This window comes from Vineibacter terrae, from assembly GCF_008039615.1.
In the GTDB taxonomy this organism is placed as follows: Bacteria; Pseudomonadota; Alphaproteobacteria; order Reyranellales; family Reyranellaceae; genus Vineibacter; species Vineibacter terrae.
Window position 1 is genome coordinate 143,467 of sequence record NZ_VDUZ01000014.1, and the last position, 15,338, is coordinate 158,804.

The following is a 15,338-nucleotide window of genomic DNA, read 5'->3' on the forward strand; positions in this document are numbered from 1 at the left end:
TGAAGGCTTTTGAGAACCTACCGTCCCTGCAGCGCCCGCCACACGCGCTCGGGCGTCGCCGGCATGTCGAGATGGCGGATGCCGCGCTCCGACAGCGCGTCGATCACCGCGTTCATCACCGACGGCAGCGCGCCGGCGCAGCCGGCCTCGCCGCAGCCCTTGACACCCAGGATGTTGGTCCTGGCGGGCACGGGATGGCTCTGCACCGTGAACGCCGGAGCGTCGGCGGCGCGCGGCAGCGCGTAGTCCATGTAGGAGCCGGCGAGCGGCTGGCCCTGCTCGCTGAACACCGTGCGCTCCATCAGCGCCTGGCCGATGCCCTGCACCACGCCGCCATGCGCCTGGCCTTCGACCAGCAGCGGGTTGATCACGGTGCCGAAGTCGTTGACCATCACATAGCGCACCACGTCGATGGCGCCGGTCTCGGGATCGATCTCGACCTCGGCGACATGGCAGCCGTTGGGGAAGGATGACGGCGGCGTGTCCGACACGTGTGCCACGTCCAGCGACGGCGGCACGTCGGGCGGCAGCGCGGCGCCGGCGTGCAGGCGCCGCGCCAGCTCCATGATGCCGATGCCGCGGTCGGTGCCGGCGATGACGAAGCGGCCGCGGTCGAACTCGATGTCGGCGACGGCCGCCTCGAGCAGATGCGCCGCGATCTGCCTGCCGCGGTCGACGACCTGGGCGCTGGCCTCGACGAAGGCCTGGCCGGCGACCAGCATCGAGCGCGAGCCGCCGGTGCCGCCGCCGGCCTTGAGCTCGTCGCTGTCGCCCTGGATCAGCCGCAGCTTCTCGAACGGGATGCCCAGCTTCTCGACCAGCACCTGCGCAAACGGTGCCGCATGGCCCTGGCCATAATCGAGCGTGCCGCTGATCATGGTCACGCTGCCGTCGGCCTCGAAGCGGATGCCACCCATCTCCTTGCCGGGCGGGGCCGTCACCTCGAGATAGCTGCCGACGCCACGTCCGCGCAGCTTGCCGCGGCCCCGGCTGTCGGCCTTGCGCGCCTCGAAGCCGGTCCAGTCGGCCGCCGCGAGCGCCTTGTCGAGCACGCTGGTGAACTCGCCGCTGTCGTAGAGCATGCCCGACGGCGCCTTGTAGGGCATCGCCTGCGGCGGGATGTGGTTGCGCCGGCGCAGCTCGATGCGGTCGATGCCCATCTCGTGGGCCGCCGTGTCGATCAGGCGCTCCATGTAGTAGTTGCCCTCGGGCCGGCCGGCGCCGCGATAGGCCGCAACAGGCGTGGTGTTGGTGAACGCGATCTTGGAGTTCACCTCGATCACCGGCGTGCGATAGACGTCGACGACGTTCTTCACCGCGTTGATGGTGGCCGGCAGCGGCGGATAGATGAAGGCGCCGGCGTTGCCGTAGCCGGTCAGCCGCACGGCGAGGAAGTGTCCGTCGGCATCGAGCGCCAGCTCGGCGATCCGCTGGTGGTCGCGGCCATGATGGTCGGAGACGAAGCTCTCCGAGCGCTCGTCGGTCCACTTGACCGGCCGGGCCAGCGCGCGGGCGGCGAACAGCACGCAGGGATATTCGGGATAGACCGGCGCCTTCATGCCGAAAGAGCCGCCGACATTACCGGTCAGCACATGCACCCTGTCCGGCGCCACGTTGAGCACGTCCTTGGCCAGCGAGCCGCGCATGCCGAACACGCCCTGGCTGCCGACATGCAGGGTCCAGCGTCCGCCGGCCGGATCGTAGCTGCCGATCGCCGCGCGCGGCTCCATGGCGTTGACCACGACGCGGTTGCTGACGATCTCCAGCCGCGTGACATGCGTGGCGCGCGCGAAGGCGGCGGCGACGGCGTCGGCATCGCCATAATGGTAGTCCAGCACCAGGTTGCCCGGCGCCGCGTCATGGAGCTGCGGCGCGCCGGGGGCCAGGGCGGCGGCGGGGTCGGTGACCGCTGGCAGCTCCCCGACATCGAGCATCACGGCTTCGGCCGCATCCTTGGCCTGGGCTGCCGTCTCGGCCACGACGACCGCGACCGCCTCGCCCACAAAGCGCACCTTGTCCTTGGCCAGAGCCGGGCGCGGCGGCGTCTTCATCGGCGAGCCGTCGCGGTTGGGGAACGCCACCGGGCATTTCAGCGGCCCGAAGCCACCCGCTTCGAGATCGGCCTGCGTGTAGATGCCCAGCACGCCCGGCATGGCGCGCGCCGGCGCGAGGTCGATTCCGCGCAGGATGGCATGCGCATGCCGGCTGCGCACCATCACGGCATAGGCCTGGTTCGCGAGGTTGACGTCATCGGTGTAGCGGCCTTCGCCGCGCAGCAGCTTGGGGTCCTCGCTGCGCGGCACGGGCTGGCCGATGCCGAACTTCATCAGCGCCAGATCGGTGTCAGGCTCGTCACGCATAAGAGTACCTCCATGCCGGAACCGCCATGGGGCGGCCGACGACAGGTCTGCAGATATCGGATGGCCTTGATGCTAGCGGCTGCCGCGCCACCCGGGCAACGGCGATTCTGCAAGGGCGATCTGTTTCGGACCGCGCGCGTCCACGCGCGCACTCAGCGAAGCGAAAAGCGAAAGTTGTCGGCGCTGACGCGCCGATGCGCGCGTGGACGCGCGCGGTCCGAAAAAGCCCTTCCCTATTTGTCCGGCCAGGTCGGCCAGGCCTGCGGCACCCGGGTCGCCAGCCAGCGCGCCAGGGCGGCGTTGACCTGCAGCGGGCGCTCCTGCGCCATCCAGTGGCCGGAGGCGACGATTTCGGTCGTGAGGTTGCGGCAGTGCGCGCGCATCGGCTCGGCCAGCCGCGATTCGACGGTCTCGCAGACGTAGTCGTAGCGCGCCGCCAGGAACAGCACCGGCATGTCGAGCCGGCCGCCGTTCACCGCCGTCTCGGCATAGAGGGCGTTGGCCTTGTGGTTCATGTAGTAGGAATCGGGCCCGAAGAAGCCGTTGCGCTCCAGCGCCTCGGCGTAGACGCGCAGATCCTCCTCGCTGACGACGTCGGGGTCACGCGGCAGGTCCGGCGCGGCCGGCAGGCCACGGAACCAGCCGGCATGCTGGCGCGCAAAGGCCGTCACCGCCGGCTGCATGACGCCGGTCGGGTTGCCCTTGCGGAATATCGCCTTCACCATGTTGTAGGGGTTGGCCTCGAACTGCTTCGTGGCGGTCGCGAAGTTCTCCTCGTAGAAGCGCATGTACTCCCACTGTCCGGCCGGGAACTCGCTCTCGGGATAGACCCGCCGGTCGACCAGCGGGATCACGAAGTCGAGCCCGCGCTCCAGGCTGTAGTAGGGCACGCACAGGCTTGCCACCGCGCGGCAGCGGTCGGGATGGTGGCTGGCGATGTTCCAGACCACCGGGCTGCCCCAGTCATGCCCGACCCACACGGCCGACGCTGCGCCCAGCGCGTCCAGCAGCTCGATCATGTCGGCCACGATGTGCTCCTGGGCATAGTCCGCGTGCGTGCGATAGACGCCGGAGCGTCCGTAGCCGCGCATGTCGGGGGCGATGGCGCGAAAGCCCAGGCTCGCCATGCACGGCAGCTGGTGCCGCCAGCTCAGCGACAGCTCCGGCCAGCCGTGCACGAAGATGATCAACGGCCCGTCCCGCGGACCGGCCGCGAGATAGAACGTCTTGTGGCGCGATGTTTCCGCGACATGTTCGGTGAGCACGAAGCAGCCTCCTTATGCGTCCTGGTTGGACGATCGTCCGAAGCTTGTGCGTGGAAGATAGCAAATTGTGAGTCGCCACTGTCATCCCGAGCGTAGCGAGGGATCTCCCGCGAATGGCGCACTGTGCATCCCTCGCAGGAGATCCCTCGCTGCGCTCGGGATGACAGGTGTGTCACCGACCCGCGATTCCAGGTGCTAGGTGATATCCAGGCTGCGCTCGGCGTGCGCCAGCACGGCCTCGACTTGCTCCCACCGGACATCGGAAAACCATTCCAAGAAGTCATTTACAGTGGCGCCGTCTTCCAGGTTCTCGAACAGCGCCTTCACCGGCACGCGCGTGCCCTTGAACAACCAGGCGCCGCTCACCTTGCCGGGTATGCGCTCAACGGCTGGGCAATCGCTCCAGTTCAACATGAGGTGAACCTATGTCGTGCGGTCGACCATCTCAAGACTCTGATCATGCCGGCCAAGATCATCGATGTGGTGCAAAAGCGGAACAAGCGCAAACCCTCCTGAAAGCCGCCGGGAGGCCGTCAGCCCGCCACGGCGCCGGGCCGGCCGTTCTCGACCACGAAGTCCTTCAGCCGCGTGACCCCGGACTGCGGGTCGCGCACGTCGTCGACTGCCTCGAATTGCGCCGACAGGGCCTTGCCGGTCAGCTCGATCGCGACATAGCCGCGCTTGTCGCCACGGCCGTACTTCAGATACAGGAAATGCGCCAGAGCGCGATCCACGGTCGCCTGGCTGGGGCCGTCCGACGTGATCGAGCTGCCCACGAGCTCCGTCGCCACCACCGGGCTGGCCGCGGCGTTGTCGCGCTTCAGGTCGGTGACCCAGAAGGAGTGCACGTCGCCGCCGATCACGACCGGGTTGGCCGTGCGATGCCGGACCAGGCCGTCGAGCAGCCGCTGGCGCGCCGCCGGATAGCCGTCCCAGCGATCGACCATGTAGCCCGGCTTGCCGTCGCTGCCGCGGTCGATCTCGGCCATCAGGGTCTGCTGCGCGATCACCGTCCAGCGTCCCTTGGCGTTCGCCAGGCTGTCGTCGAGCCAGGCTTCCTGCGCCTTGCCCAGGATGGTGCGCTCCGGGCTGCGGCGCTCGGCGCAATCGACCGGCCGCTTGGTGACACGGCTGTCGTCGCTGCAGGGCGGCGGCGAGCGGTACTGGCGGTCGTCCAGCAGCATCAGATCGAGCATGTCGCCGAAGCGGTAGCGGTCGTAGATCCGCAATCCCTCGCCGGCCGGCGCCATCGCCGGCGGCACCGGCATGTGCTCGAACCAGGCCCGGTAGGCGGCGCGGCGGACCGAGAGGAAGAATTTGGGGTCGCGATTGCGCGGCGAGCGGTCGTTGGCGTAGTCGTCGGCGACCTCATGGTCGTCCCAGATCGCCAGCCAGGGGAAAGCCGCGTGCGCCGCCCGCAGGTCGGGATCGCTCTTGTAGAGCGCATAGCGGTCGCGGAACTCCTCCAGGGTCGTGGGGATGGCGCCGGTGTGCTGGCGCACATGCTGGCGGCCCCACGAGAGCTCGTAGATGTAGTCGCCGAGATGAATCACGAGGTCGAGCTCGCGCTGCGCCATATGGCGGTAGGCGCTGAAATAGCCCTGCTCGTATTGCTGGCATGAGGCGAAGGCGAAACGGAAGCGGTCCAGCGGCGCGCCAGCCTGTGGCGCGGTGCGCGTGCGCCCCACCGGGCTCACCGCATCGCCGGCCCGGAAGCGGTACCAGTACCACCGTCCGGGCTTCAGGCCCTGCACCTGGACGTGGACGGCGTGCGCCAGAGCGGGCATTGCCATATGCCGGCCGCGCGCCGCGACGTGGCGGAAGCCGTCATCCTCGGCGATCTCCCAGTCGACTGCCACCGGCGCCGGATCGAGGCCGCCGCCGTTCAGCGGATCCGGCGCCAGGCGTGTCCACAGCACGGCGCTGTCGGGCCGCGGGCATCCCGAGGCGACGCCGAGCTGGAACGGGTCGGCGCCGAACGCATGGGCGGTCGATGTGATCAACGCCGGCGCGGCGACGAGGCCCGCCGCGCCGAGCAGGACCCGGCGCCGGCCAGGCAGACTCTGTGTGCCGCGCAACGACATGGCCGTCACACTGCCGCCGATCGCGCGGCAAGCGCAAGGTCGGGGCGGTCGGTTGTGATCTGCCGGATCGGCTGGCGCAGCCAGTGTGCGATGTCGTCGGGCTCGTTCGGCACCCATGCGCCCAGCCGGCTGCGGCCCAGCCGCGCCAGGCAGAGATCGAGTGTCGCGGACAGCAGGCTCTTCTCGACCGCGACCAGGCAGCCATCGATGGCGGCGAACCGCTCCAGCGCCGGCTCGATGCCGCCCAGCAGCTCGGCCGAGCGGCGGTCCAGCGAGGCCAGCACGCGCTGGTCGGGATCGATGCGCCGTACCGCCTCCAGCACTTCAGGCACGAAGCAGGTGATGATCGCGCGCTGGCGCAGGCCGTGGCGCGCGATCGCGTCGATCAGCCTGCCTTCCAGGCCGGGATAGGCCCGTCCGGCGATATCCGTCTTGATCTCCAGATGCAGCTCGACGGGACTGTCCCGCAAAAGGGCGAGCACCGCGTCGAGCGTCGGCACGCCGGCGCCGCCGGCGTCGCGCAGCCGCGTGGCGGCGAGCTCGGCTGCGGTCAGGCCAGCCACGGCGCCGGTGCCTTCGGTCGTGCGCTCCAGGGTCGGGTCGTGGATCACGACCAGCGTGCCGTCACGTGCCAGGTGCACGTCGAGCTCGATGCCGTCGACGCCCAGGGCCAGCGTGTGGCGAAATCCCTCCAGGCTGTTCTCCGGCCAGAGGTTGCGCGCGCCGCGATGTCCGATGATCAGGACCATGGTCGTGCCAACTCATATGCTGGTCGCTTCATGGTGAGCCTGTCGAACCATGAAGCGGTATGCATCGTCTTGTGTGCGACGTCTTCATGGTTCGACAGGCTCACCATGAAGGCTACTGGGGTTGGTGGTGTCACTTGCTGCTGTCGACCAGCCCCTTCACGAGCCAGCGCTGCAGCACCACGACCACGATCACCGGCGGCAGCATCACCAGCAGGGCGGCATTCATCGCGATGTTCCAGGCCGGCTCCATGTCGGAGCGCGGGATCAGGTTCTTCAGGCCGATCACGGCCGTGGCCATGTCGGACTCGGTGGTGAACAGCAGCGGCCACAGATACTGGTTCCAGCCGTAGAGGAACAGGATGATCGCCAGCGCCACCATGTTGGCGGTCGACAGCGGCAGCAGCACGCTCCAGAAGAAGCGCAGGGGCGAGGCGCCGTCGATGCGCGCCGCCTCGCACAGCTCCTCGGGGACCGTGAGGAAGAACTGCCGGAACAGGAACGTCGCCGTCGCCGAGGCGATCAGCGGCAGGATCAGGCCGCCATAGGTGTCGATCATGTTCCACTCGACCGTGATCTCGACCCTGTGCCCGGTGAGCGCGCCGATCCAGGCGCCGACATCGAGCACGTCGAGCAGCCATTGCAGCGGCAGCGCGGCGTTGGCCACCGCCTCGTAGGTCGGCAGGATGCGCACTTCGACCGGCAGCATCAGCGACACGAAGATCAGCCAGAACGCCAGCATCCGGTAGCGGAAGCGGAAATAGGTGATGGCGAAGGCCGACAGCAGCGACACCGCGATCTTGCCGATGGTGATGCCCAGCGCCACGATCAGCGAGTTGACGAACAGGCGCCCCAGATTGCCTTTCTCCCAGGCCGTGCGGGCGTTCTCGAAGAACTGGTCGCCGGGCAGCCACGGAAAGGGAATCGCGAGCACGTCGGCCACCGTGTGCGAGCCGGCGACGAACGCGAAATAGAGCGGCAGGCAGACCAGCAGCGCGCCGCCGATCAGGATCAGGTGGCAGGCGATGTCCGTGCCGCGCGCGCGCTCGACCATGTCAGACGTCCTTTCGGACCGCGCGCGTCCACGCGCGCATCTGCGCGATAGCGCCGACAATGTTTCGCTCTTCGCTTCGCTGCGAGCGAATGCGGGCGTGGACGCCCGCGGTCCGAAGCACAGATCGCCGCACGCTCATGGCCTACACGTCGTAGTTGACGTTCCGCTCGACGTAGCGGAACTGCAGCAGGGTGAGGATGATGGCGAACGCCATCAGCAGCACCGACTGGGCTGCCGAAGAGCCCAGGTCGATATGGACGAAGCCGTCCTGGTAGACCTTGTAGACCAGGATCATGGTGGCGCCGGCCGGCCCGCCGTGGGTGACGGCGTCGATGATCGCGAAAGTCTCGAAGAAGCCATAGACGAAGTTCATCACCAGCAGGAAGAACACGGTCGGCCCGATCATCGGCAGCGCCACCGTGAAGAAGCGGCGCGTCGGGCCGGCGCCGTCAACGGCTGCCGCCTCCAGCAGCGACGGCGGCACCGCCAGCAGGGCCGCGACCAGGAAGATGTAGTCGTAGCAGATATGCTTCCATGTCGCGGCCAGGGTCACGAGGATGAAGGCGTCGCTTCCGTTGCGGTTGGGATCCCAGGCGATGCCCAGCGCCTGCAGGGCGTGCGCGATCGGCCCCACGGCCGGATTGAACAGGAAGGCCCAGAGGATGCCGGCTATGACCGGCGCCACCGCATAAGGCAGCAGGATCACCGTGCGGTAGAGGCCGCGCGTGCGGATCACGCGGTCGGTGGCGAAGGCCAGCAGGCCGGCGACGGTGATGGTGAGCGCGTTCTGCGCCAGGGTGAACCAGAGCGTGACCCAGACCGACGACTGGTATTCCGGGCTCGCCAGCAGGGCGCGGAAATTGTCGAACCACACGAACTGCATGCGGTTGCCGAAGGGATCGGCCAGCAGGAACGCCTGCGCCAGCGCACGCAGCGCCGGAATGAAGAAGAACAGGGCCAGCACCAGCAATTGCGGCAGCAGCAACAGCAGCGGCAGCCGCGAATGCCGGAAATGGGCCCGCTTCAGGCCGGTCGCTTTGCCCTCTCCCGCGCGCGGGAGAGGGAGGGGCCCGTCGCGCGACAGCGCGATGGGAGGGTGAGGGGCCACGGACGAGATGTGGAGTCCTTGGGCCCTCACCCGCCGGGCGCTGGCGCGCTCGGCGACCTCTCCCGCAAGCGGGAGAGGTGAACGGTCAGTACTTCCCGGCATGCAGCTTCTCGAACTGCCGCAGGATGTCGTTGCCGCGGCGCACGGCGTCGTCAAGCGCCTGCTGCGGCGGCTTCTTGTTGGCGAACACCGCTTCCAGCTCCTGGCGCAGGGCGAAGGTGGTCTGCGTGAAGTTGCCGAAGCGGAAGCCCTGCGAGTTCGCCGTCGGCGTGCCGCGGCTGAGCTGCAGGACGGCGATCTCCCGCGTCGGGTTGGCCGCATAGTAGCCTTCCTGCTTGGCCAGCTGGTAGGCCTTGTTGGTGAGCGGCACGTAGCCCGTGGCCTTGTGCCACCATACCTGCAGCTCGGGGCTGGCGAGGAAGCTCAGGAACGCCGCGACCGCGTCGTATTCCTCGGCCTTGTGGCCCTTGAGCACCCAGATCGTGGCGCCGCCGATGGTGCTGTTGCGTGCCGTGACGCCCGGCTCGGCCGGCAGGTAGGTGGCGCTCCAGGCGATCTTGGCGTTGCGCTCGACGCTGCCATGGGCGGCGGTCGATGCGAAGAAGGTCGAGCACTTGCCCGACGTGTAGAGCTGCTCGGGGTTCAGGCCCTGGCCGGCGATCTGCATGACGCCATCGTCGACCCACTTCTTCAGGCGGGTGACCTGCTGCACCACCAGGGTCTTGTTGTAGACGAACTCGGTGTCGAGCCCATCGAAGCCCTTGGACCTGGTGCCGAAGGGCTGGTCGTTCACCACGCTGTAGTTCTCGACCAGGCTCCAGAAATAGTCGCCGGCCAGCGACGAGCCGCAGTCGGCGATGCCCTTGGCCTTGATCGCGTAGAGCTGCTTCTCGAGCTCCGGCCAGGTCGGCGCCGGGCCATCCTTGAAGCCGGCCTTCGCGAAATGCTCCTTATTGTACCAGAGGATCGGCGTCGAGGAGTTGAAGGGCATGCTCATCAGCTTGCCCTTGTACGTATAGTAGCCGGCGACCGGCTTGATGAAGTCGGACCAGTCGATCGCGTGCTTCTTCTCGGTCAGCAGGTCCTGCACCGGCACGATCGCGTCCGACAGCAGCATGGTCATGAAGCCGCGCTCGTAGATCTGCACCATGTGCGGCGCCTTCTTGGCGCGATAGGCGGCGATGGTGCCGTTGATCACCTCGTCGTAGTTGCCCTTGTTCACGGCCACCACGGTGTACTTGGCCTGCGAGTCGTTGAACTTCTTGACCAGCTCGTCGACGCGCTCGCCCAGCACGCCGCCCATGGCGTGCCAGAACTGCACCTCGACCTTCTGCGCCCATGCCGGCACGGCCATCCCGGCCGTCACACAAGCCGCCAGCAGTCCCGATACGAACTTCTTCCGCGTCGTCATCATCGCACCCCTCCCGTGTACATCCTCCCCCACGCGTAGCGTGGGGGAGGTGCCCCGAAGGGGCGGAGGGGGAGCCGACGTGGTCTTCGTTACATAGACCTCGTCGGCTCCCCTCCGCCCCTTCGGGGCACCTCCCCACTTGCGTGGGGAGGAAAACGCCAGAACCCATCCGCGTCGAACAGGCTGCGCACGGCCTCGTCGAGCCAGCCCAGGTCGTGCAGCAGATCGAGCCCGGTGTAGCGGCGCCGGATCAGCCGCGCGCGCCGGTAGTCGGCGGCGTGCTTCTGGGCCGATACGCCGATGTCGGCGGCGCACGCCGGCCCGCCCACCGCCTGCAGCCATTGCTGCACCTCGCGGGCGCTGGGCAGCATCTGCCGCAGCCGCGCCGACAGTGCCGGCCAGCATTGTTGCAGCGCCTGCAGCCGTCGGCCGGTGGCGGCGGCATCGCCAGCCTTGGCCAGGGTCTCGCGCTCGGCATTGCTTGCCATGAACGGCACGGCAAACGCGGCCGCGACCTCGGCCTGCAGCGCCGCCTGCGATGGCACCCGTGCCGCCAGCGCCGCCGGCGCGATGGCGCCAAGGTCCTGCTGCAGCAGCCATTCATAGGCCGCCAGCATCGAGAGGCAGCCGACGCCGACGCAGGCGCCGTGCGAGACAGGCTCGCCATCGACGGCCAGGCCTTCCATTTCCCAGAGATGCGCGAACTGATGGTCGCTGCCGCTGGCGGGCCGCGAGTTGCCGTGCGCCTGCATGGCGAGGCCTGAAGTCAGCAGGCCGCGCACCAGGCCCTCAAGCGCGGCGCGGTCGCCGCGCCTTATGGCCTCTGGCTGTTTCAGCCACCTGCTCAGGTTGTCCTGCACCAGCGCGAACGGGCCGTCGTTGACCTTGTCCTCGCCCAGCGCGTCGGCCACCACCCAGTCGGCGCCGGCCACCAGCTTGCCCGCTAGGTCGCCGTAGCCCCAGGCCGCCATGCCATCCGGTGCCGTCGCGATCACGTCGGTATCGGCTACCACCACGGCAGGCGCCGGGCAGTCGAAGGTGCGCTTGAAGCCGCCGTCACGCAACGCCGCGCCGGATGCGGCATAGCCGTCCATCGATGCGGCCGTGGGCACGCAGGCGTAGGACAGGCCGGCCAGGGACGCCGCGTATTTCACCAGGTCGTTGATGACACCGGCGCCCACCGCGATGGGGACAGCGGTGCTGGCGCGCAGGGTTCCGGCGAGGCTACGGGCGGTCTCGGCGTATGGCCGGATGCGCGGCGTGCCGCGCAGGATTTGAGGCGCGGCCGTGGCCAGGCCGGCCGCTGCCAGAAGCTGCGTGACCTGCGGGCCGGCGGCGGCCCAGGTGTTCTCGTCGGCGACGATGACATAGCGCGGTGCCGGCAGGATTCGCTGCAGAACCGGTGGCAGGGCCGCCAGCACGCCCGCGCCGACGCGCATGTCCTGCGTCGTCACGATGCGGCGCAATGCGGCCGGCAATTGCTGGTCGAGCGTGTCCATGGGGGTGGCTGCGCTCCTGTCTGTCCGTCGCCACCAGCCTAGCCAGCATATTAACATTTGTATAGTGTCACATACATGTGTTTCAAAACGATTTCAGGCGGCGGCGATCGGTCCTTGTGGTGGCGCGGGTGCCTGCGGCACGGTGCTGCACGCGAAGCCTGATGGATATGGGGGCATGACGGTCGACGACGAGCAGCTGCGCGTGCGCGTGGCCTGGCTGTATTTCATGGAAGGACTGACGCAGGCCGACATCGCCGGGCGGCTGGGCATCACGCGGCTGCGCGCCAACCGGCTGCTGGGCGAGGCGCGCGAAAGCGGGCTCGTCAGCATCCAGGTCAACTCCAGGCTGGCGGACTGCGTGGCCCTGGAGCGCCAGCTGGTGGCGGAAACGGCGCTGCGCGACGCCGTGGTCGTGCCCACGCCCGCCGATCCCGACCAGGTGCCGGTGGTGCTGGGCCGTGCCACTGCCGAATATCTGGCGCGCCATCTCGATGAGAACCGCGTGCGCGGGCTGGGGGTCGGCTGGGGCACGACGCTGCGCGAGACGATCCGCCACATGCGCGCCGCCAACCTGCCCGAGCTCAGCGTCAACTCGATGATGGGCGGCCTCAGCCACGGGCTGGAGCTCAACACCTTCGAGATCGCCAGCGAGCTGGCACGCCGCATCGCGGCGCAGTGCAACTATTTCGCGGCGCCGATCTATGCCGGCAGCGCGAGGTCGCGCGACACGATCCTGGCGCAGGACGTGTTTCGCGATTGCCTGCAGCGGCTTGCCACCAACGACGTGGCCGTGCTCAGCGTCGGCGACCTCAGCCGCCGCTCGCTGCTGATCCGCTACGGCCTGCCGCGGGACGTCACGGTCGAATCGCTGCGCGCGTCGGGCGCGGTGGGTGACATCATGGGCACATTCCTCGATCCGCGCGGCGTGCCGGTGAAGCACGGCCTGAACCAGCGCGTCATCGCGCCGCCGATCGCGATCCTGCGCGACATCGCGACGGTGATCGTGGCCTCGGGCGGCTTGAACAAGGCTGCGACCCTCGCCGCCGTCCTGCGGGCGCGCCTGTGCTCCGTGCTGGTGTCGGACGAGGCCACCGTGCGGGCCGCCATGGGCCTGCTGCGCGGGGCATAGGGAATTCCTCCCCAACGAAGTTGGGGAGGTGCCCCGAAGGGGCGGAGGGGAGCCGACGTGGTCTTTGTAACTGAGACCACGTCGGCTCCCCATCCGGCACAGGTATTTCGACGCAACGCGTCGAAATACCGAATCGGCCACCTTCCCCGCAAGCGGGGAAGGGATGGATGAGTGAGGCCCTCATGTATCTCGGCATCGATATCGGCACATCGAGCGTGAAGGCCGTCCTGGTCGACGACACGGACCGCCTCCTCGCCGAGGCCGCGCATCCGGTGCCGATCGCGCGCCCGCGGCCATTGTGGTCGGAGCAGGATCCGGACGACTGGTGGCGTGCCGTATCCACAGTGCTCGACCGCCTGGCCGCCGAAGCGCCGGCTGGCATGGCGGCCGTGCGTGCCATCGGCCTGTCAGGCCAGATGCTCGGCGTCACGCTGCTCGATGCCGCCGACCGGCCGGTCCGCCCGGCGCTGCTGTGGAACGACGGGCGCGCATCGGCAGAGTGCGCCGCGCTGCACGATGTGTTCGCCGATTTTCCGGACATCGTCGGCTGCCGCGCCATGCCCGGCTTCAGCGCCCCCAAGCTGCTGTGGCTGTCGCGCCACGAGCCGGCGGGGCTGAGCCGCACGCGCCGCATCCTGCTGCCCAAGGACTATGTGCGCCTGCGCCTCACCGGCGCGCACGCCAGCGACCGCGCCGATGCTTCGGCCATGCTGCTGATGGATACGCGCCGCGGCGATTGGCATGACGGCATCATCGCCGCCTGCGGCATCGATCGCGCCTGGCTGCCGCGCCTTGTCGACAGCGCCGAGGTGTCGGGCGGCGTGCGCCCCGGGCTCGCGGCGCGCTGGCGGCTCGCGCCGGGAACGCCGGTCGTCGGCGGCGCCGGCGACAACATGTGCGCCGGTGTCGGCGTCGGCGCCGTGGCGCCGGACGACGCCTATATCAGCCTCGGCACGTCTGGCGTCTACTTCGTCGCCAACGACGTGTTCGCGCCCGCGCGCGGCGCCGGGATGCACACCCACCGCCATGCCGTGGCCGGCTTGTACTGCCAGCAGGCGGTGGTGCTCAGCGCCGCCGCGGCGCTGGCATGGATCGCCGGCGTCCTGGGCCGATCCGACATCGGCGCGCTGCTGGCCGAAGTCGAGGCGGCGCAATTGTCGCCTGCCGACACGCCGGTGTTCACCCCCTACCTCGCCGGCGAGCGCACACCGCATGACGACCCGCACCTCACCGCGACGTTCTCCGGCCTGACCCATTCGACCGGCCCGGCGCATCTCGTGCATGCCGTGCTGGAGGGTGTCGCGCTGGCCCTGGCCGACGGCCATGAGGCGCTTGCCGCCAGCGGCGCGCGCCTGCGGCGCCTGACGCTCACCGGCGGCGGCGCCCGCAGCCGCCTGTGGGCGCGCCTCATCGCCAGCGCGATCGACATGCCGGTATCCGCCGCCGTCCGGGAGGGCCCGGCCCTGGGCGCCGCCCGCCTCGCCCGCGCCGGCGCCGGCGGGCCACTGCTCGCCGGCGCCGAGGCATCGTCGGACGCGATCGTGCCCGAGACCGCCCTGAGGGACGCCTTGCTCGAGAAGCGTAAGGCCTTCCATGCCCACCTGCGGCTTCGCCGGCTGGTACCGTGAGCCTGCTCCGGATCGCAGGCGATGCCCCGTGCCCTATCGCCGAGGCGGCACGACGTGCGGCGTTTTTCGATGCTTTGAAATCGAAGAACCGAGGGTCGGAAATTCCACTGATGGTTCTGGATAACCATTTCGCTTCATGCCAAGTTTCGCGGAGTCCGCGACTGACAAGCTTGTGGGACATGCGAAGGTTTCTTGTACGGCCAAGTCTGTAGGTCATGATTGCATTGCCCTTGGCCCGATATCGCTTCCGCTTCGTTGCCTGCGACGAGGGGTTCCTGCGTACGTTCGCCGGATCGGCTTGGCGCGGCGCGTTCGGTGGCGCATTGAAGCGGGTCGTTTGCGCCATGCGGTTGCGGCCCTGCGAAGGATGCCCTCTCGCGGGCACCTGCATCTACCCGCACCTCTTCGAGGGGCGGCAGGGCGCCGATCCGGTGCGCCTGAAATCGTTGGACCGTATCGCGGTACCCTATGTCTTCGAGCTCGACGATGTCGTGCCGCGATCGTTCGGGGCGGGCAGCGAGGTCACGGTGACACTGACCCTGATCGGCGATGCCAACCGCCGCCTAGCCCGAAGTTACCCCTGAGGGAATTGAGCAAGTTGTTGTGATCGCAGGGATTTGTTGACTGCGAAGTGTTTCGTGCTGCCTACAGCGAGGGTGTCAGGTCGAGCAGATCGAAGGCGCGTTGCTGGACATTGGTTGGGGAGGCGAGGAGCGAGCAGGCATCGTTGTCGGAGAGCGCCACGGTGTTGCGTGTGAGAGTGGCGAGGTGCGCCAGCAGACCGCGCCAGTCATGGACGGGCAGGCCGTCGTCGGTGCGCTTGCGGGCCGCCTTGCGGCGTGCGCGCAGGGAGCGCTGGGCCGGGGCGACGGGCGAGGCGCGGGCCCGTTCGGCGCTGGCCTTGTCGTCGTCCTGGAACAGGATGGAGGCGAGGCGGGCGCGCATGTGCCATTCGATGTGATAGGCGAGCATGCAGAGGAAGACGTGTGCGCGCACGCGCCGGGCACGGCGATGATAGATGGGCCGGACTTCGAGATCGGAGATCTTGAGAGAG

12 protein-coding genes and 1 pseudogene are annotated in these 15,338 nt (G+C 68.7%); 3 read left to right on the top strand and 10 right to left on the bottom strand.

What is annotated here, in order from left to right:
• Positions 1 to 17 precede the first annotated feature (17 nt).
• From FHP25_RS14570 to FHP25_RS14610, 9 genes are all read right to left on the bottom strand, one after another.
• A complete protein-coding gene (locus FHP25_RS14570; RefSeq protein ID WP_147847666.1) occupies positions 18 to 2,360 on the bottom strand; it encodes a xanthine dehydrogenase family protein molybdopterin-binding subunit in 2,343 nt (780 codons plus the stop codon).
• A 233-nt stretch (positions 2,361 to 2,593) separates the two neighbouring features.
• Positions 2,594 to 3,625 (bottom strand): alpha/beta fold hydrolase, encoded by a 1,032-nt coding sequence (locus FHP25_RS14575; protein ID WP_147847667.1) that lies wholly within the window; start codon positions 3,623 to 3,625, stop codon positions 2,594 to 2,596.
• A 195-nt stretch (positions 3,626 to 3,820) separates the two neighbouring features.
• Positions 3,821 to 4,039 (bottom strand): DUF433 domain-containing protein, encoded by a 219-nt coding sequence (locus tag FHP25_RS14580; protein ID WP_147847668.1) that lies wholly within the window; start codon positions 4,037 to 4,039, stop codon positions 3,821 to 3,823.
• 119 nt (positions 4,040 to 4,158) lie between these two features.
• Positions 4,159 to 5,709, bottom strand: coding sequence for an alkaline phosphatase D family protein (locus FHP25_RS14585; RefSeq protein WP_147847669.1), 1,551 nt, complete (start codon positions 5,707 to 5,709; stop codon positions 4,159 to 4,161).
• A 5-nt stretch (positions 5,710 to 5,714) separates the two neighbouring features.
• Positions 5,715 to 6,458 carry a glycerophosphodiester phosphodiesterase family protein gene (locus tag FHP25_RS14590; RefSeq protein ID WP_147847670.1) on the bottom strand — a complete coding sequence of 248 codons (744 nt, stop codon included), beginning with the start codon at positions 6,456 to 6,458 and terminating at the stop codon, positions 5,715 to 5,717.
• Between the two features lie 130 nt (positions 6,459 to 6,588).
• On the bottom strand, positions 6,589 to 7,509 hold the full coding sequence (locus FHP25_RS14595) for an ABC transporter permease subunit (RefSeq protein WP_147847671.1): 921 nt from the start codon (positions 7,507 to 7,509) through the stop codon (positions 6,589 to 6,591).
• Positions 7,510 to 7,651: 142 nt separating this feature from the next.
• A complete protein-coding gene (locus FHP25_RS14600; protein WP_408068527.1) occupies positions 7,652 to 8,599 on the bottom strand; it encodes an ABC transporter permease subunit in 948 nt (315 codons plus the stop codon).
• A 103-nt stretch (positions 8,600 to 8,702) separates the two neighbouring features.
• Positions 8,703 to 10,031, bottom strand: coding sequence for an extracellular solute-binding protein (locus tag FHP25_RS14605; protein WP_147847673.1), 1,329 nt, complete (start codon positions 10,029 to 10,031; stop codon positions 8,703 to 8,705).
• 86 nt (positions 10,032 to 10,117) lie between these two features.
• Positions 10,118 to 11,527: a sn-glycerol-1-phosphate dehydrogenase gene (locus tag FHP25_RS14610; RefSeq protein WP_147847674.1), complete on the bottom strand. Its 1,410-nt coding sequence runs from the start codon at positions 11,525 to 11,527 to the stop codon at positions 10,118 to 10,120.
• A gap of 175 nt (positions 11,528 to 11,702) precedes the next feature.
• Here FHP25_RS14610 and FHP25_RS14615 point away from each other — a divergent pair, with 175 nt between their 5' ends.
• The 3 genes from FHP25_RS14615 to FHP25_RS14625 all read left to right on the top strand — a co-directional run bounded on the left by FHP25_RS14615 (position 11,703) and on the right by FHP25_RS14625 (position 14,868).
• Positions 11,703 to 12,656 carry a sugar-binding transcriptional regulator gene (locus tag FHP25_RS14615; protein ID WP_147847675.1) on the top strand — a complete coding sequence of 318 codons (954 nt, stop codon included), beginning with the start codon at positions 11,703 to 11,705 and terminating at the stop codon, positions 12,654 to 12,656.
• Positions 12,657 to 12,823: 167 nt separating this feature from the next.
• Positions 12,824 to 14,284, top strand: coding sequence for a xylulokinase (gene xylB, locus FHP25_RS14620; RefSeq protein WP_147847676.1), 1,461 nt, complete (start codon positions 12,824 to 12,826; stop codon positions 14,282 to 14,284).
• Positions 14,285 to 14,514: 230 nt separating this feature from the next.
• Positions 14,515 to 14,868, top strand: a complete 354-nt coding sequence (locus FHP25_RS14625; RefSeq protein WP_178133538.1) for a hypothetical protein — start codon at positions 14,515 to 14,517, stop codon at positions 14,866 to 14,868.
• Positions 14,869 to 14,929: 61 nt separating this feature from the next.
• On the opposite strand, the pseudogene FHP25_RS40805 reads toward FHP25_RS14625, so the two are convergent.
• Positions 14,930 to 15,338 (bottom strand): annotated as a pseudogene (locus tag FHP25_RS40805) (IS1634 family transposase); the annotation flags it as partial.